At 63.1% G+C, this 15,058-nt stretch carries 20 protein-coding genes and 1 tRNA gene; 9 read left to right on the forward strand and 12 right to left on the reverse strand.

Going from position 1 to position 15,058, the window contains the following annotated elements:
- Positions 1-34: 34 nt before the first annotated feature.
- The 5 genes from ACMNAY_RS04065 to bcp all read right to left on the reverse strand — a co-directional run bounded on the left by ACMNAY_RS04065 (position 35) and on the right by bcp (position 3,850).
- Complete coding sequence (locus tag ACMNAY_RS04065; protein ID WP_394966499.1) at positions 35-703, reverse strand: lysoplasmalogenase family protein; 669 nt, start codon at positions 701-703, stop codon at positions 35-37.
- Positions 704-847: 144 nt separating this feature from the next.
- Positions 848-2,113, reverse strand: a complete 1,266-nt coding sequence (locus ACMNAY_RS04070; RefSeq protein WP_394976347.1) for an amidohydrolase family protein — start codon at positions 2,111-2,113, stop codon at positions 848-850.
- A gap of 148 nt (positions 2,114-2,261) precedes the next feature.
- The gene (yaaA, locus tag ACMNAY_RS04075) at positions 2,262-3,005 is read right to left on the reverse strand and encodes a peroxide stress protein YaaA (RefSeq protein WP_394976349.1); all 744 of its coding nucleotides are present in this window, start codon (positions 3,003-3,005) and stop codon (positions 2,262-2,264) included.
- Positions 3,002-3,382, reverse strand: a complete 381-nt coding sequence (locus tag ACMNAY_RS04080; RefSeq protein WP_394976350.1) for a rhodanese-like domain-containing protein — start codon at positions 3,380-3,382, stop codon at positions 3,002-3,004. The genes yaaA and ACMNAY_RS04080 overlap by 4 nt, the downstream gene beginning before the upstream one ends.
- Positions 3,383-3,385: 3 nt before the next feature.
- Positions 3,386-3,850, reverse strand: coding sequence for a thioredoxin-dependent thiol peroxidase (gene bcp, locus ACMNAY_RS04085; protein ID WP_394976352.1), 465 nt, complete (start codon positions 3,848-3,850; stop codon positions 3,386-3,388).
- Between the two features lie 151 nt (positions 3,851-4,001).
- Between bcp and ACMNAY_RS04090 the strand changes: the two genes are divergently transcribed.
- On the forward strand, positions 4,002-4,532 hold the full coding sequence (locus ACMNAY_RS04090; protein ID WP_418718485.1) for a cob(I)yrinic acid a,c-diamide adenosyltransferase: 531 nt from the start codon (positions 4,002-4,004) through the stop codon (positions 4,530-4,532).
- A gap of 41 nt (positions 4,533-4,573) precedes the next feature.
- Here ACMNAY_RS04090 and ACMNAY_RS04095 read toward each other — a convergent pair whose 3' ends face one another.
- The 6 genes from ACMNAY_RS04095 to ACMNAY_RS04120 all read right to left on the reverse strand — a co-directional run bounded on the left by ACMNAY_RS04095 (position 4,574) and on the right by ACMNAY_RS04120 (position 8,408).
- Positions 4,574-5,047: a TspO/MBR family protein gene (locus tag ACMNAY_RS04095; protein WP_418718486.1), complete on the reverse strand. Its 474-nt coding sequence runs from the start codon at positions 5,045-5,047 to the stop codon at positions 4,574-4,576.
- 51 nt (positions 5,048-5,098) lie between these two features.
- Positions 5,099-5,446 (reverse strand): cyclophilin-like fold protein, encoded by a 348-nt coding sequence (locus tag ACMNAY_RS04100; protein ID WP_418718487.1) that lies wholly within the window; start codon positions 5,444-5,446, stop codon positions 5,099-5,101.
- A 191-nt stretch (positions 5,447-5,637) separates the two neighbouring features.
- Positions 5,638-6,180, reverse strand: a complete 543-nt coding sequence (locus ACMNAY_RS04105; protein WP_418718488.1) for a flavodoxin family protein — start codon at positions 6,178-6,180, stop codon at positions 5,638-5,640.
- A 14-nt stretch (positions 6,181-6,194) separates the two neighbouring features.
- Positions 6,195-6,944 carry a carboxymuconolactone decarboxylase family protein gene (locus tag ACMNAY_RS04110; RefSeq protein ID WP_418718489.1) on the reverse strand — a complete coding sequence of 250 codons (750 nt, stop codon included), beginning with the start codon at positions 6,942-6,944 and terminating at the stop codon, positions 6,195-6,197.
- 16 nt (positions 6,945-6,960) lie between these two features.
- A complete protein-coding gene (locus ACMNAY_RS04115) occupies positions 6,961-8,127 on the reverse strand; it encodes an iron-containing alcohol dehydrogenase (protein WP_394976364.1) in 1,167 nt (388 codons plus the stop codon).
- 2 nt (positions 8,128-8,129) lie between these two features.
- Complete coding sequence (locus ACMNAY_RS04120; protein ID WP_418718490.1) at positions 8,130-8,408, reverse strand: hypothetical protein; 279 nt, start codon at positions 8,406-8,408, stop codon at positions 8,130-8,132.
- 150 nt (positions 8,409-8,558) lie between these two features.
- Between ACMNAY_RS04120 and ACMNAY_RS04125 the strand changes: the two genes are divergently transcribed.
- Entirely contained in the window at positions 8,559-9,434 is an 876-nt protein-coding gene (locus ACMNAY_RS04125; protein WP_394966476.1) for a LysR family transcriptional regulator, read from the forward strand.
- 43 nt (positions 9,435-9,477) lie between these two features.
- Here ACMNAY_RS04125 and ACMNAY_RS04130 read toward each other — a convergent pair whose 3' ends face one another.
- Complete coding sequence (locus ACMNAY_RS04130) at positions 9,478-10,176, reverse strand: ATP-binding protein (protein ID WP_418718491.1); 699 nt, start codon at positions 10,174-10,176, stop codon at positions 9,478-9,480.
- Positions 10,177-10,265: 89 nt separating this feature from the next.
- On the opposite strand from ACMNAY_RS04130, the gene ACMNAY_RS04135 reads away from it, so the two are divergent.
- The 7 genes from ACMNAY_RS04135 (at position 10,266) to ACMNAY_RS04165 (ending at position 15,008) form a co-directional block, all read left to right on the forward strand.
- On the forward strand, positions 10,266-10,934 hold the full coding sequence (locus ACMNAY_RS04135; RefSeq protein WP_418718492.1) for a Crp/Fnr family transcriptional regulator: 669 nt from the start codon (positions 10,266-10,268) through the stop codon (positions 10,932-10,934).
- 116 nt (positions 10,935-11,050) lie between these two features.
- Positions 11,051-12,433 (forward strand): MATE family efflux transporter, encoded by a 1,383-nt coding sequence (locus ACMNAY_RS04140; RefSeq protein WP_418718493.1) that lies wholly within the window; start codon positions 11,051-11,053, stop codon positions 12,431-12,433.
- Between the two features lie 148 nt (positions 12,434-12,581).
- Positions 12,582-12,658, forward strand: a tRNA-Arg gene (locus tag ACMNAY_RS04145).
- A 114-nt stretch (positions 12,659-12,772) separates the two neighbouring features.
- The gene (locus ACMNAY_RS04150; protein ID WP_418718494.1) at positions 12,773-13,591 is read left to right on the forward strand and encodes a MerR family transcriptional regulator; all 819 of its coding nucleotides are present in this window, start codon (positions 12,773-12,775) and stop codon (positions 13,589-13,591) included.
- A 107-nt stretch (positions 13,592-13,698) separates the two neighbouring features.
- Positions 13,699-14,115, forward strand: a complete 417-nt coding sequence (bilQ, locus tag ACMNAY_RS04155) for a bilirubin utilization transcriptional regulator BilQ (protein WP_418718495.1) — start codon at positions 13,699-13,701, stop codon at positions 14,113-14,115.
- A gap of 35 nt (positions 14,116-14,150) precedes the next feature.
- A complete protein-coding gene (bilS, locus tag ACMNAY_RS04160) occupies positions 14,151-14,648 on the forward strand; it encodes a flavodoxin family protein BilS (RefSeq protein WP_418718496.1) in 498 nt (165 codons plus the stop codon).
- A gap of 33 nt (positions 14,649-14,681) precedes the next feature.
- Positions 14,682-15,008: a hypothetical protein gene (locus ACMNAY_RS04165; RefSeq protein ID WP_418718497.1), complete on the forward strand. Its 327-nt coding sequence runs from the start codon at positions 14,682-14,684 to the stop codon at positions 15,006-15,008.
- The last annotated feature ends 50 nt before the right edge of the window (positions 15,009-15,058 follow it).

Raw genomic sequence — 15,058 nt, forward strand, 5'->3', positions numbered from 1 at the left:
GCCTCCCTGGCGGGAGGCGCTTTTCATTATTTTTTTAAAATCCCAGGCTGAGGCCCACCAGAAACATCCCGTAATAATAAGTGGCCAGATTCGCGGGGTGGACCGCCGGATGAGGGTTGCGGTGAAAATAGAGGAACAAAATCAGCAGGTCGGAAATCCAGAACAGAGCCGCGCCTGCCAGAACAAGGAAGCACCAGGGCTGGCCCAGTCCAATGGCCAGCTGAGCTCCTTTGCCCAAAAAGGCGGAGACAAAGGTGGCATAAATCGCCGCCATGGGCAAAAGGCGGCCGAAGTGCATGCCGGGCAGGCGGCTCAGGGCCAGCACGCCCAGCGCGCCGGCGGCAGCCGCCGCGGGCACCAGCCAGTTGGCCGGCTGCAGGCGGCACAGGCCCCAGACGAACAGGCCGTGCCCTGCCAGAAAGCAGGTCCCGCCCGCCACGAACCAGGGCAGCTTGCGGCGGCGGTTGTAGATGGCCAGCAGCACGTCGCCCGTCACGCAGCAGCCCAGCGCGGGCGCCAGATGCACAAAGGCCTCCGGCCGGCTGCCCACACGGGCCGACACCGCGGCCACCGCCACGAAACTCAGGCTGCACAGGATCTTTTCCACCAGATAGCTCTTTTGATCGGAGCAGGCCTTGCGGATAAGCAGGCTCAGCACGGCGGTGTAGGCCAGCAGCATGCCTGCGATCAGGGTGGTGTTCACTGGGCGGTCCTCCCCTTGGTTTTGTTGCGCCTTTTGGGTGAAGGCGTTTCCTTATTGTAAGGATAGCACAGAATGTGATTCCTGTCTGCTCTTCAGAGCGTTCTTTCCTTGTATCTGCCGGGCGTTCAGCGGGCCGCCTTTCTTTCAGAACAGCCGCCGGCCGGCCACATACTTGGCCAGGGGCAGCCCGTCGGAGAGCCAGACCACCCGCTCCAGTCGCTCGGTAAGGGTGCACTGGCGGGTGGTGGGCAGGGCGCTGTCGTCCATGACGATGGCGTCGAACTCATAGCCGGGCTCGAAACTGCCCACCTTGCCGAAGAATTCGCCGCCGCCCTTGGTGGCCAGATACAGCGCCTCGGGCAGGGTGAGGGCGGGCAGGCTGTCGTCCACCAGACGCCAGCGCAGCTTGGAGCTCTGGATGGCGTCGGTCATGGCGCGGAAGATGGAAAGATGCGCGCCGCCGGCCACGTCGCTGCCCAGGCCCGCTTTCTGGCCCTCGTTCAGCCAGGTGCGCACCGGGGCAATGCCGGAGGACACGTTCATGTTGGACTGGGGGCAGTGGGCCAGGAACACGCCCTGTTCCTTCATCCGGGCCCGCTCCTCCTCGCTGCTCCAGATGCAATGAGCCATCACGGTGTGGCACTCGCCGCCGAACAGGCCCGGCCGGTCATAGGCTTCGCCGTAGAACCGGGCCCAGGGGCGCAGCTGTTTGACCCACTCGATCTCGGAGAGATTCTCCGACAGGTGAGACTGCATCGCCGTGCCAAACTGCCGCTGCAGCTGGCCCAGGCCGTCCATCAGCTCTTCGGAGCAGCTGGGGATGAACCGGGGCGTGAGGATGGGCCGCACGCCGGAAAAAGCGGCGCTCTCCTCCAGCCAGCGGCGGGTCTCGGCCAGCGAGCCTTCGGCGGTCTCCCGCAGGTAATCCGGGCAGTTGGAGTCCATGTTCAGCTTGCCCACAAAGCCCCGCAGGCCTGCCTTTTCCAGCAGTTCCATCAAAAGCAGAGTGGCCGGCCGGTGCACTGTGGCAAAGATGCTCGCCCGGGTGGTGGCGCTACGGGTCAGCTCATCGGTAAAAATCCGGTAGGCCGCCTGGGCATATTCCGGCGAAGGAAAACGGGCCTCCTCGGGGAAGGCGTTCTCCTCCAGCCAATCCAGCAGTTCCATGTCCATGCCCAGCCCCCGGTAGGCGTACTGGCTGGCGTGGACGTGCAGGTCCACCAGACCGGGCAGGATGAGCCGGTCGCCGTGGTCGTGGACGGGGATGCCCGCGTACCTCTCGGGCAGCGTCTCAAAAATGCCCGCCACCAGTCCGTTTTCGCAAACGAGATACTGCTGCGGCCGCACTTCCAGCTGCCCGCAGACCGGCGTAAAAATAAGATTGCCCTTCAGGGCGAAGGTTTCTTTCATTGTGCTCTCCTTGCTGCTGCGTGATGCCGGCACAGCGCCGGCCGCAGTTTATTGTACGGGAACAGGGTCAAAAACGCAAGGGCTTTCCGGCTTGTTCCGGGCAGAAGGAAGCGCTTCCGGCTGCCCGGAAGCGCTTTTGGTTCCGAATTTATTCGCCGCGCAGGAACACCAGCGTGTTCTCCGCCGAGTGGCGGGGTGAAAAGCGGTAGCCCAGCCGGTCGAAGGCCTGCAGGTCCTCCGGGCGGGCGGCGCCGGTCTCGGCCATAAAGCGCACCATCTCGCCCCGGGCCATCTTGCACAGGGTGCCCTTTTCCACCACCTTGCCCTCCTGTTCCTCGCCAAAGACGCACCGCACCAGCGGCACCGACGCGGGCAGATGCTTTTCCACCGCGGCGCTGTATTCTTTCGAGGCCAGGTCCAGCACCCAGTCGGTGCCGTCTGCCAGCGCCGACGCCAGGTCCGCGCCCCAAAACTCATAGAGGTCCTTCGCGCCGTCCACCGAAAGCTTTGCCTGCATCTCCAGCCGGTAGGGCCGCACCCCGTCGAAGGGGCGCAGCAGCCCGTAAAACCCGGAGAGGATGCGCAGGCGCTGCTGCAGATAGTCAAACTCCCGGTCGGTGAACACATCCGGCGCCATGTATCGGTACTGGATGCCCTCGTAGCTCAGAATGGCGGGCGTGAGGTTTCGGCGCAGGTCCATCGTTTCCAGCCGGCGCAGGTTTTCCTCCGCGATGGAGTCGTTGCACTTCCAGAGCGCTTTGAGCCGGTCATAGGGCATAGCCCGCAGCGCCTCCAGCAGCCGCCCGGTCTTTTCCAGAAAAGGGGGAAGGTCCTGCCAGGGCAGCACGTCGTCCACCTTCATCTTCTTGGCCGGCGAGACGATGATCTTCATTCGGTGGTCACCTCATAGGGCCAGGTCATGATGCCGCCGAACTCATACACATTGGTATAACCCAGCTCCGCCAGCTTGGCCGCCGCCTGCTTGCTGCGGTTGCCGCTGCGGCAGTAGACCAGCACCTCGGCGTCCTTTTCGCCTATAGTATCCGCGGCGCTGGTCTCGTCGATGGTACCCAGGGGCAGCAGCACCGCGCCGGGAATGTGGCCGCCGTCATACTCGTCCTGTTCGCGCACGTCCAGCACCAGCACGCCGCCGGCGTCCATCCGCTCCTTGGCTTCCTGCTGGGTGATCTGCCGGTAGCCCTCGCCGCCCGCGCCGCAGCCGGTGAGCAGCAGCAGCGGGGCAAGCAGGGCGGAAAACATCTTCTTCATGGCTCACTTTTCTCCTTTCAGCATCGCCAGCACATCGGCGGCGTTGGTATCCGGCTTGACCTTGGGCATCACCGCCGTGACCGTGCCCTCCTCGTCGATGAGGAAGGTGGTGCGCACGACGCCCATGCTCACTTTGCCGTAGAGCTTCTTTTCCTGCCAGACGCCGTAGGCCTGGATGGCTTCCAGCTGCGGGTCGCTGAGCAGCGTAAAGGGAAGGCCGTATTTATCGGCGAACTTGCGGTGAGAGGCAACGGAGTCCTTGCTGACGCCCAGCACCACTGCCCCCTGGGCTTTGATCTCACTCAGCGAGCCCGCAAAGGCGCAGGCCTGCCGGGTGCAGCCGGGGGTGCTGTCCTTCGGATAAAAATAGAGCACCACTTTTTTGCCCCGATAGTCCGCCAGGCTCACTTCACGGCCGTCCTGGTCCTGCAGGGTGAATCCCGGCGCTTTCATTCCAACTTCCAACATAATCCCCAACTCCCTTCTGTTTTTCTTATTATAACACAAAACCGAACGCCCACAGTGATATGGTCACCGGAAACAGGCTTGGCGCGGCGGACCGTTGCGGTTATAATAAAGAAAAAAGCAACGGCGCCCCGGCGCCGAAAAGGAGAAACGAATGAGCAAGCTTTCTGTGGGAAAGGTGCAGGTATACACCGGCAACGGCAAGGGAAAGACCACCGCCTCTCTGGGCCTCGTGCTCCGTGCCGCCGGCGCGGGCATGCAGATCTATTTCGGCCAGTTCATGAAAAAGGGCAACACCAGTGAGATCCGGGCGCTGCGGGAATTTTTGAGCGGCGCGGTGACGGTGGAGCAGTACGGCAGCGGCGCGGAGCTTTCCGGCCCCGACCGCGAGCGGGACGCCGCCTGCGCCCGGGCGGGCTATGAAAAGGCCCGGGAGGCCCTTGTGAGCGGGAAATACGACCTGGTGGTGCTGGACGAAATCCTGGTGGCGGAACATCTGGGCCTGCTGGCCGTGGACGACCTGCTGCGTCTGATGGACCAGCGGCCGGAGCACACCGAGCTGGTGCTCACCGGGCGCTGGGCCGCCGAGCAGGTGTGCCAGCGGGCGGACCTGGTCACCGAGATGGGCGAGGTGAAGCACTATTTCCACGCCGGGCTGCCCGCCCGCACCGGCATCGAGATGTAAGAAAAAAGGATGGACCCTTTGCGGGGTCCATCCTTTTTGTTTCAGTTCAGCAGCCACACGCCGGCGTTAAGATACCCTGCAAAAGCCACCCACACAAGATAGGGCAGCTGCAGCCGCGCCGCGAGGCTCTCGATGCGGTAAAAAACCAGCACCATGGCCGCAATGAGCGCCCACATCACGAACAGCCAAAGCAGCGCGAAGCCGAACCACTGGAGATTGAAGAAGATGATGCTCCAGAAGAAGTTGAAGGTCAGCTGCCCGGCGAACAGCCAGAGGCCCAGCCGCCGGTCGTCGGAGGGCGGAGCCATCCAGATGCGGGCGGCGCTGACGCCCATCAGGGCATAGAGGCCAGCCCAGACGATGGGAAAGACGATGGCCGGCGGCGAGAGCGGCGGCTGCACGATGCTCTCGGTATAAAGCTTTGTGCCCTCCCGGGTGAGCCAGCCGGACAGGCCGCCCACCGCCTCGGCCAGCAAGATCCAGGCCGCATAGGTCTTCCAGGGAAATTTTTTCATTGTATCACCCTCTGGTAGGGTATGCAGCAAAGGGTGCGGCTATGCGCCGGTTCACTTCTCCAGCGAAAGGGTGAAGGAGGTCTCGCCGCCGGAGAGGGCGTCTTTGAGCCCGTCGGTATCGGTGATGCGGGCCAGTTTTGTATAGGACCAGGTGTTGCTGCCGTAAAACAGCACGACGGAATCGCCCCGGTACAGCATCACGTCCCCCGGCCCGGCGGTAAGGCGAGCGTCGTTCTGCGGCAGCGTTTCGGGCAGCGCGCCCACCTTTTCAAAGCCGCCGTAGTTTTCCGCCTCGAGGGTGACGGGGCCCTCCTCCAGCAGCGCCACCAGCGCCTCGGCAGAGGGGTTATCTTCTAAAACGGCAGTGAAGGTCGTATCTCCCACTTGAATGTACAGCAACGTTTCTTCCTCCTGTGGTGCGGCGGACGGGCCGCCGGTTGCCTGTGAACCGCTCGTCGGGCGGGAATCCGCCACGAAAGGTACGGCCGTCGGCGCGGTCTCGCTGCTTTGCGGCGCGGGAGCCGCCCCGCAGCCGGTCAGTGCCAGGGCCAGCAGCGCGGCAAGCGCCCGGCCCGGCCATGCCGCCCGGCTCACAGCGACCGGCCCGCTTCCAGCGCGCGCTGCATCGCCTCGCTGCCGCTCACCTCGCCGGGCGCGGTGACGCCGCCGGCGAACACTACGCCCGCCAGCTTCGCCTTGTCAAAGCACTCCACCCAGCCGCCAAGGCCCGCGGCGGCCCGCTGCCACACTTCGTCCCCCTCCTCGGCGGCGCAGGTCAGCAGCCACACCTCACGGAAAGCGTAATCGGCGGAATAAAGGGGGTTCGCCCGGTCCAGCAGGGTCTTCATCTGGCCGCTCATCTCGTAGTAGTAGATGGGGGTGGCGAACACCAGCACGTCGGCATGAAGCATCTTCTCCTGCACGATGGTGTCCGCGTCGTCGTGGATGACGCACCGGCCGGTGGTCTGGCAGGCAAGGCAGCCCTTGCAGAAGCGGATGTCCTTTTCCGCAAGAGAAATCAGCTCCACCTCATGGCCCGTCTGGCGCGCGCCCTCGGCGAACTGCTGCGCCAGCAGGTGGGAGTTCGCGTTCTGACGCAGGCTGGTGGAAATGATCAGAACCCGTTTGCTCATGGTGTTTCCTCCTTTTATTTCAACATCTCATACTGCGCGTCGCTCACCGGCTCGCACCACTCGTTTTTTGTTTCCTCGCCGGGCACCTCCAGCGCCAGGTGGGAGAACCAGCTGTCCGCCGCGGCGCCGTGCCAGTGCTTCACTTCGGCGGGGATGTTCACCACGTCGCCGGGGCGCAGCGCCCGGGCGGGCTTGCCCTCCTCCTGATACCAGCCGCGTCCGGCCACGCAGACCAAAATCTGGCCGCCGCCGCTCTTTGCGTGGTGGATGTGCCAGTTGTTGCGGCAGCCCGGCTCGAAGGTGACGTTGAACACCCCCACCTGGCTGCCGGAAAGGGGCGCAAGGTAGCTCTGGCCCACAAAGTATTGGGCGTAGGCGTCGTTGGGCGCGCCGATGGGAAACACCATCTCGCTCTGGTGGCGGGCCTTTGCGTCCTCGCCCTCCTCGGTCCAGACGTCCTTCGCCATGCGAAAGGCCGCCCACGCCTTGGGCCAGCCGGCATAGAAGGCCCCGTGGGTGAGAATTTCGGCTATTTCGGTGCGGGTGATGCCGTTCTGCTTTGCGGTGGTGAGATGATAGCGGAAGGACTCATCCACCAGCCCCTGGGCCATCAGCGACACCACCGTGACCAGGGAGCGGTCCCGCAGGCTGAGGGCGTCCTCCCTGCTCCACACCTCGCTGAAGAGCACGTCGTCGTTCAGACGGGCGAACTCCGGGGCAAACTGGCCCAGAGCGTCCCGCCCTGCCGTCTGTTTCACTGCCATGGTCGTTTCCTCCCTTTCACATGCTTGCTTTCAGAATGTTCAGCACATCGTTCCGGGTAAGGGTGCGGTAACCGCCGGTCATCAGGAAGGTGCCGTCGGCGATGCCTTCCAGCATGTCCTCGGTAACGCCCAGCCGGCGGATATTCAAAGCCACGCCCAGTTCCTCCATCCAGCTCTCCATGGCCGCAAGCCCCGCTTCGGCCAGCGCCTCAGCGCTCTTGCCCGCCGGGTCGATGCCCCAGACATTCACAGCGAAGCGCCCGAATTTGGCAAGGCCGTCTGCCATGATATAGCGGTAATAGGCCAGGGACACGGCGGAGAGGGTCATGCCGTGGGTGGCGTTGGTGTAGGCCCCGATGGACTGGCCGATCATGTGCACCTCCCAGTCGGTGGACTTGCCCATGGCCAGCAGGGTGTTCAGCGCCCAGGTGGCGGCCCACATGATGTTGCTGCGGGCCTCATAGTTTTCCGGCTGGCGCAGAGCGATGCGGGAACTGGCGATCAGCGAGCGCATCAGGCCCTCGGCGATGTAGTCGGTGGTGTTGTCGTCCTCGCCGGAGAAATACTGCTCACAGATGTGATTGAAGGCGTCGTAGATGCCGGCCACCATCTGCTCCATGGGCACGGTGTAGGTGAGGGTGGGGTCCAGAATGGAGAAACGGGGCATCACGTTGCTGCCGAACACATGGCCGATCTTGCGCTTCTGGGCCGGGTGGGTGATGACCGCGCCGCCGTTCATCTCGCTGCCGGTGCCCACCATGGTGAGCACGCAGCCCACCGGGATGATGGGATTGGACACGTCCTCCATGCGCAGGAAGTATTTATCCCAGGGGTCCTCCTGGCACCAGGCGGAGACGGACACCGCCTTGGCGTAGTCGCACACCGAGCCGCCGCCCACCGCCAAAATCAGATCCACGTTGTTCTCCCGGGCCACACGGCAGCCCTCATACAGCTTTTCCACCGTGGGGTTGGGCATGACCCCCGGCACCTCGAACACTTCCTTGCCGCAGGCTTTGAGGATGGCGGTGACCTTGTCATAAAGGCCGTTTTTCTTGATGGAACCGCCGCCGTAGGCCAGCAGCACCCGGCCGCCGTAGTGTTTCAGTTCGCCCGCCAGCTGCTCCAGCGCCTGTTCGCCGAAGTGCAGCCGCGTGGGGTTGCAGTAGGTGAAATTTCCCAGCATATTCATTCCTCCCGTTTGTGTCGGTTCTGTTTGGTGCGGTAGACCAGATAGTCCAGGCAGTCGATCTTCTTTTCGCTTCGGTGCACCTCGTCCAGCAGCTCTGCCCGGTGCCGCGCCAAGAGTTCCAGCAAGCGGCGGTCGTCCTGCGCGTCGGCCAGCAGCGTTGCGGCGGCCTCCTCGGTGCAGCCCGCGTCCCGCAGGGTCTGGGCCAGCTCGGCGGCTTCCATGGCGCAGCAGGCGCACGCCCAGGGTTTCTGCCCTTCCGGCTGCGAACGCTCCATTCGCTTCTCCCCCTTTGTGGCTCCTCTATGATTTCAGTGTAAACCAGGGGCCGTGAAATAGCAAATACCTATATTGTATTCTACTCCATGCCTTGCAAGCATCGTTCAAGCAAAGTATAATGGAGGAAACAAGGGAAGGGACGATGCACCATGGAACTGCGTTTGCTGCGCTATTTTCTCACCGTTGCCCGGGAGGGCAGCATCACCAACGCGGCCAACGCCCTGCACATCACCCAGCCCACCCTCTCCCGCCAAATCCACGAGTTGGAGGAGGAGCTGGGCCAGACGCTGCTGGTGCGGGGCAGCCGAAGCGTATCGCTGACCGGCGAGGGCATGCTGCTGCGAAAGCGGGCGGAGGAGATTTTGGAACTGGTGGAAAAGGCCGAGCGGGAGGTGGCCCTGGGCGACGGGCTGCTCACCGGCGAGGTGAGCGTGGGCGCGGGCGAAACAGTGGGCGTGCACTTCCTCACCCGGGCGGCCCGGGAACTGCGCCGGCGGTATCCCGAGGTCCGTTTTCAAATCATCAGCGGCGACGGGATGGAGGTCTGCGAGCTGCTGGACAAGGGCCTCATCGACTTTGGGCTGGTGTTCGACCATGTGGACCGGGCGAAGTACAACGCCCTGCCGGTGCCCTGGCGGGACGTGTGGGGAGTGCTGGTGCGGCGGGACGATCCGCTGGCCGAAAAGGAAGCCGTGACCCCCGCCGACCTCATCCACCAGCCGCTGCTGGTGTCCCGGCAGGTGCTCAAAGGGCCGCTGCTGCCCGAATGGTTCGGCACCGGGGTGGAGTCGCTGAACATCGCCGGCACCTACACCCTCGCCTTCAACGGTTCGCTGATGGTGGAGGACGGCATGGGCTGCGCTTTGTGCCTGGACCGCATCATCAACCTCAGTGAGGACAGCCCTCTCTGTTTCCGGCCGCTGGAACCCCGGCGGGAGGCGGGCATGCACATCATCTGGAAGAAGTACCAGGTCTTTTCCCGCGCGGCGGAAAAGTATCTGGAACTGCTGGAAAGAAATGAATAAAAAAGGGAGGCCGTCGGGCCTCCCTTTTTTATGTGATTTTCGGTCAGTCCAGCACCCGGCCGTCCACCGAAAGGGTCACCACCTGCCAGGGGATGAATTTGCCGCTGGCCTGCAGCGCCTTTTTCACCGCCATCTCCAGCCCGCCGCAGCAGGGCACCTCCATACGCACCACGGTGACGCTCTGAATGTCGTTCTCCGCAAGGATGCGGGTGAGTTTTTCGCTGTAATCCACGCCGTCCAGTTTGGGGCAGCCGATGAGGGTGATCTTGCCCCGCATGAAGTCCCGGTGCATGGACGCATAGGCGTAGGCAGCGCAGTCCGCCGCCACCAGCAGCTTCGCCCCGTCGAACCAGGGGGCGTTCACCGGCGCCAACTTGATCTGGCAGGGCCACTGGCCCAGTTGGGACGGCTCCGAAGCGGAAGGCGCAGCGGGTGCAGCCTCCGCCGTGCGCCGCATCTGCCGCGCCTGCGCGCCGGGGCAGCCGCTGTGGACGGGCGCAGCCTTTGCCGCCTGGTTCGCCTTGACCGCCGCTTCGTCGTAGGCGGCGGCCTCCCGCTCCACAAAGGTGATGGCTCCCGTGGGGCAGGCGGGCAGGCAGTCGCCCAGGCCGTCGCAGTAGTCGTCCCGCAGCAGGCGGGCCTTGCCATCCACCATGCCGATGGCGCCCTCGTGGCAGGCGGCGGCGCAGGCGCCGCAGCCGTTGCATTTTTCCTCGTCGATGTGGATGATTTTGCGGATCATGTTTTCAGCCTCCTTGTGTTTGTGGCTCCAGTATAGTACAATCCTATCCGCAAGTATGTGGTTTTGACCACAAAACTGGAGGCAAACGAATGGAAATTTCTTCCCTGCCACTGTTCAATGGCATTTCCCCTGCGGAATACGGCGAGATGATGGCTCCGGGGCGGGTGCGCACTGCGGACTTTGAAAAGGGCGAGACAGTCTTTCACGCGGGAGACGCTACCGGCGAATTCTGCGTGCTGCTTTCCGGTGAAGTGCATGTGGAGAGCATCGACCTGTGGGGCAACCGGGTCATTCTGCACAGCATCCCCGCCGGCCATGTGTTCGCCGAGACCTACGCCCTGTGCGGCGTGCCCATGATGGTGCATGTCACCGCCGCGCAAAACAGCCGGGTGCTTTTTATCCGTCTGGAGGCGCTGCTGGCGGACGAGAACCGGCAGTGCAGCTGGTACCCCACGCTGCTGCGCAATCTGACGCTGCTGTTCGCCCGCAAGAACCTGGCCTGGTCCGACCGGGTGTTCTGCCTTTCCGCCAAGGGCGTCCGCAGCCGGGTGATGCTGTATCTCTCGGCCCGGGCGGCGGAACAGGGCTCCACCGAGTTCTCCATCCCCTTCGACCGCCAGCAGCTGGCGGACTATCTGAACGTGGAGCGCACCGCCCTTTCCAAGGAGCTGGGCCGGATGCGCAGCGAGGGCATTCTGTCCTTTCACAAGAACCGGTTTTGTCTGCACCGCACCCAGGGGGCGGAAAACGGGCAGTAAAAAATTTTCGCCGCCGCATGGCATTTTTCGCCGCGGTGTGTTATGATTGGTCATTGCGTTCGTTCATTACAGGCCGCGGGGCAAAGTCCCGGGGCCGCAGGTTTCAGGAGCATACAATGCAGGCAAAGTCAAATCTCTCGCGGGAAGACGTTTTCAAGAATCTTCCCATTCCTTCCGCGCTGGCGAAGATGGTCCTCCCGGCGGTGGCCAGCCAGCTGATCGTTCTGATCTACAACATGGCGGACACCTTTTTTGTGGGCCAGACCAACAACCCCTACATGGTGGCGGCCACCTCGCTCATTCTGCCGGTGTTCAACATTACCCTGTGCCTGGCCGGTCTGGCGGGCATCGGCGGCGGCTCGCTGATCTCCCGGCTGCTGGGCCAGGGCGACGAGGCGGAGGCCCGCCGGGTGAGCGCCTTTTCCCTCTATCTGGGTCTGGCGGTGGCGGCGCTGTTCTCGGTGGGCATTCTGGTGTTTATGGAGCCCGTTCTGGCCCTGCTGGGCGCGGGAGCCAACACCTACGCCTACGCACGGCAGTATGCCTTGTGCGTCATCGTGGTGGGCGGCGTGCCCACGGTGCTCTCCAACGTGCTTTCCAACCTTATCCGCAGCGTCGGCCTCTCCCGCGAGGCCAGCGCCGGCATCATTCTGGGCGGTGTGTTGAACATCGCGCTGGACCCGCTTTTTATGTTCGTCCTTCTACCGGACGGTCAGGAGGTGCTGGGCGCGGGGCTGGCCACCTGCCTTTCCAACTGTGCAGCCTTTGCCTATTTCGCCGTGGTGATGGCCCGGCTGGGCCGGGGCGCGGCCATCACCTTCTCGCCCCGGGCGGGCATGCCCCGCGCCGAAAGCATTGCCGCCATCTTCAGTGTGGGTGTGCCCTCGGCAGTGACCACCTTCCTGTTCGACCTGGACTATGTCATCATCGACAAGCTGATGGTGGCCTACGACGATCTGGCCCTCGCGGCGGTGGGCATCGTGCTGAAGGTGGAGCGCTTCCCGCTGAATGTGGGCATCGGCATCTGCCAGGGCATGATGCCTCTGGTGGCCTACAGCTACGCTGCCCGCGACCGCGGCCGCATGGAAGGCACCGTCCGCCTTGCCCGCCGCACGGGCCTGCTGGTGGCCGGGGTGAGCATCCTGCTGTATGAGCTGTTCGCCGTGCAGTTCTCCCACCTGTTCATCGCCGACGCCCGCACGGTGGAACTGGCGGCTCAGTTCCTGCGCATCCGCGTGCTGGCCACGCCGCTGATGTTCCTGAGCTTTTTCACCGTGTACCTGTTCCAGGCGCTGGGGCAGGGCCGCATCGCCCTGTTCCTGGGCGTGACCCGCTGGCTGGCGCTGAACATCCCCATGCTGTTTTTGCTCAATGCTCTGGTGGGCATGTACGGGCTGCTCTGGGCCCAGGTGGCGGCGGACAGCCTCACCGTTCTGCTGTCGCTGGTGGTTTACCGCCAGTTCTGCCGCTCGTCCGTCTTTTTAAGCCATATGTCCTGAGGCGACGGCCCCCTTTCCGCTGTATATCGGCTGGAAAGAGGGCCGCCGCTTTTTTGTAAATAATCCGCAATTTACTAATTTTTACAAGGAAATTCGAATAAAATTACCATTGTCGCCCCCTAAAAACGATAAAATATACCTCGGTCCTGCGGTTGTAGCTCAGCTGGATAGAGTGATTGGCTACGAACCAATAGGTCGGGGGTTCGAGCCCCTCCAACCGCACCAAGCCGGCGCAAGCGAAATGCTTGCGCCGGCTTTTTTGTTTTGCCGAAGGCTCCTTGCCGCCTCGCCCCGCCGGCGGTATAATAGGAATCAGCGGTGAACGCGAAAGGAGGCCCCATGGAAAACCTTTTTTCGATTGGCGAGCTGGCAAAGTACCAGAAGATCTCCAAGCAGACCCTGATCTTTTACGACAAGATCGGTCTGTTCCGGCCCGCCTATGTGGACCCGGACAACGGCTACCGTTACTACAGCGCCGCCCAGCTGGATTTTCTGGACACCATCCTCATCATGAAGAAGATCGGCTTTTCGCTGAAAGAGATCCAGGCGCACATGCAGGATTTCACCATCGACAGCAGCCTGGTGCTGCTGCGCAGCCAGCTGGCCCGCATCGACCGGGAAATTGCCGAGCTGAGCCTCATCCGCAGCCGGCTGGCTCTGCGCTGCGACCAGATGGAGCGGGCCAACGCCTCCTGCAAGGCCTCCGAGGAAGTGAGGGTCGAAGAGGCGTCCGTGCAGTACCTTCTGTATGAACCGGTGCAGGCGCCCTTCTCCTTCCGTGACATCAGCATCGCCACCAAAAAGTGCTTCGCTGCCGCCTTTCAAAAGCAGCTGCCCATCTTTTTCCAGTCCGGCGTGGTGGTTCCGCTGGAGCGCATCCGCAGCGGCGATTTCACCCAGGCGTCTCAGGCATTCGTCCTCACCGAAAACACCGACCGCGCCCCCAACATCCGCCCCACCCCCTCCGGACAGTGCGTCAGCCTGTATCACTTCGGCCTCTACGCCTCCATCGGCCGTTCCTACCGCAAACTGCTGGACTACTGCGCCCGCCACGGGTTGGAGATCGTTTCAGACTCTTATGAGTTCTGCATCAACGATTATCTCTCCTCCAACGACGAAAGCGAATACATCACAAAGATCATGCTCTTTGTGCGCTGACTTCTCTGCCCCGTCCCCCCGGGGCAGATTTTTTTGCATCTTTTACTTGACAAAGTCAAACATGCGAGTATACTTGACTTTGTCAAGAATTTGTAAGGAGCGTTTCCATGTTCGACACACTGGCTTTTCAGTCCGCTGCGCTCTACCGGGACTTTTCCGCCTACACCGGCGAAAAACTGGAGCAGATGGGGCTGCATTTCGGCCTTTTGTTCTTTCTGATCTATGTGGGCAAGCATCCGGGCACCTCGCCCACCGAGCTCACCGAGGCGCTGCGGCTGGACTGGGGCCATTCCCAGCGGTGCATCACCAAGCTGGTGGACGGCGGCTTTCTCACCCGTGAAAAAGCGGGCCGCCGCTACCGGCTGGACCTGACCGACAAGGGCCGCAAAGCTTTTGCCGCCAGCCATCAGGTGTTCTTTGACTGGGACGACAAGCGGCTGGCCACGCTGACCCCGGAGGAACAGGAGACGCTTTTCACGCTTTTGCGCAAACTTGCGCCGCGCATGGAGCCGCCTCGCGAATGAGGCGGCCGCTTGTTTTTTGAAGGAGGCAACAGGAAATGACTTACGCCATCGTTTATTCCAGCCGCACCGGCAACACCGAGCAGCTGGCCCGCGCCATTCAGAAAGGCCTGCCCGCGGAGGGCTGCCTGTATTTCGGCGGGCCGGACGAGGCCGCTCTGGCCGCCGACCGGCTGTACATCGGCTTCTGGACCGATAAGGGCTGCTGCGACGAGGAGCTGGCGGCTTTTCTCGCCAAGGTGACCCGCAAAGAGGTATTCCTGTTCGGCACCGCCGGCTTCGGCAGTCAGCCCGCCTATTTTCAGGCGGTGCTGGGCCGGGTGCGGGAAAAGCTGGGCGCCGGCTGCACCGTGACGGGCAGTTTCATGTGTCAGGGCAAGATGCCCCAGGCCGTCCGCCGCCGTTACGAGGCGATGCTCGCCGCCCCGGGCCACGCGCCCAACGTGGAGGCCATGATCGAAAACTTCAACCGGGCGCTCTCCCACCCCGACGGGGCGGATCTGGAGCAGCTGGCGCAGGCCGTCGCGCGGGCATAAAACATCCACTTTACTATTTCAGGAGGACACAAAATGAAAAAATCGTCTAAAACCTGGCTCTGGATCGCGCTGGTGCTCTGCGTGTGCACCACCGGGCTGAATCTCGCTGAAGGCCGCTGGCTGTCGGTGGCCATCGCAGTTGTCTCCATCGCCGGCCTGTGCGCGCTGCTGTTCGCCGGCCGTCGTCTGGGCTACATCGTCATGTGCCTGTGCGCGGTGGGCTCCTTCGCGGTGGGCGTGGCCCAGAACGTCGGCGCGCTGGGCGCGGCCACAGCCGTGGCGATGTCCCTCATCGGCTCCGCGCTGGTGCCTGTTGTCACCGGGCTGTTCATCCGCAGCCAGTGGCGCGAGCTGAAGTGAATCGCCTGTCCCCCGCTCTGCCGGCAGAGCGGGGCTTTTTCATTTCGCGC

The sequence above is a fragment of the Candidatus Allofournierella merdipullorum genome (assembly GCF_048426865.1).
Lineage (GTDB): Bacteria > Bacillota > Clostridia > Oscillospirales > Ruminococcaceae > Allofournierella_A > Allofournierella_A merdipullorum.

Coding starts and splice junctions, on each gene's coding strand:
- ACMNAY_RS04070 (WP_394976347.1), bottom strand. CDS start 2,113: ATGAAAGAAACCTTCGCCCTGAAGGGCAATCTTATTTTTACGCCGGTC.
- yaaA (WP_394976349.1), bottom strand. CDS start 3,005: ATGAAGATCATCGTCTCGCCGGCCAAGAAGATGAAGGTGGACGACGTG.
- ACMNAY_RS04080 (WP_394976350.1), bottom strand. CDS start 3,382: ATGAAGAAGATGTTTTCCGCCCTGCTTGCCCCGCTGCTGCTGCTCACC.
- bcp (WP_394976352.1), bottom strand. CDS start 3,850: ATGTTGGAAGTTGGAATGAAAGCGCCGGGATTCACCCTGCAGGACCAG.
- ACMNAY_RS04090 (WP_418718485.1), top strand. CDS start 4,002: ATGAGCAAGCTTTCTGTGGGAAAGGTGCAGGTATACACCGGCAACGGC.
- ACMNAY_RS04095 (WP_418718486.1), bottom strand. CDS start 5,047: ATGAAAAAATTTCCCTGGAAGACCTATGCGGCCTGGATCTTGCTGGCC.
- ACMNAY_RS04105 (WP_418718488.1), bottom strand. CDS start 6,180: ATGAGCAAACGGGTTCTGATCATTTCCACCAGCCTGCGTCAGAACGCG.
- ACMNAY_RS04110 (WP_418718489.1), bottom strand. CDS start 6,944: ATGGCAGTGAAACAGACGGCAGGGCGGGACGCTCTGGGCCAGTTTGCC.
- ACMNAY_RS04115 (WP_394976364.1), bottom strand. CDS start 8,127: ATGCTGGGAAATTTCACCTACTGCAACCCCACGCGGCTGCACTTCGGC.
- ACMNAY_RS04120 (WP_418718490.1), bottom strand. CDS start 8,408: ATGGAGCGTTCGCAGCCGGAAGGGCAGAAACCCTGGGCGTGCGCCTGC.
- ACMNAY_RS04125 (WP_394966476.1), top strand. CDS start 8,559: ATGGAACTGCGTTTGCTGCGCTATTTTCTCACCGTTGCCCGGGAGGGC.
- ACMNAY_RS04130 (WP_418718491.1), bottom strand. CDS start 10,176: ATGATCCGCAAAATCATCCACATCGACGAGGAAAAATGCAACGGCTGC.
- ACMNAY_RS04135 (WP_418718492.1), top strand. CDS start 10,266: ATGGAAATTTCTTCCCTGCCACTGTTCAATGGCATTTCCCCTGCGGAA.
- ACMNAY_RS04140 (WP_418718493.1), top strand. CDS start 11,051: ATGCAGGCAAAGTCAAATCTCTCGCGGGAAGACGTTTTCAAGAATCTT.
- ACMNAY_RS04150 (WP_418718494.1), top strand. CDS start 12,773: ATGGAAAACCTTTTTTCGATTGGCGAGCTGGCAAAGTACCAGAAGATC.
- bilQ (WP_418718495.1), top strand. CDS start 13,699: ATGTTCGACACACTGGCTTTTCAGTCCGCTGCGCTCTACCGGGACTTT.
- bilS (WP_418718496.1), top strand. CDS start 14,151: ATGACTTACGCCATCGTTTATTCCAGCCGCACCGGCAACACCGAGCAG.
- ACMNAY_RS04165 (WP_418718497.1), top strand. CDS start 14,682: ATGAAAAAATCGTCTAAAACCTGGCTCTGGATCGCGCTGGTGCTCTGC.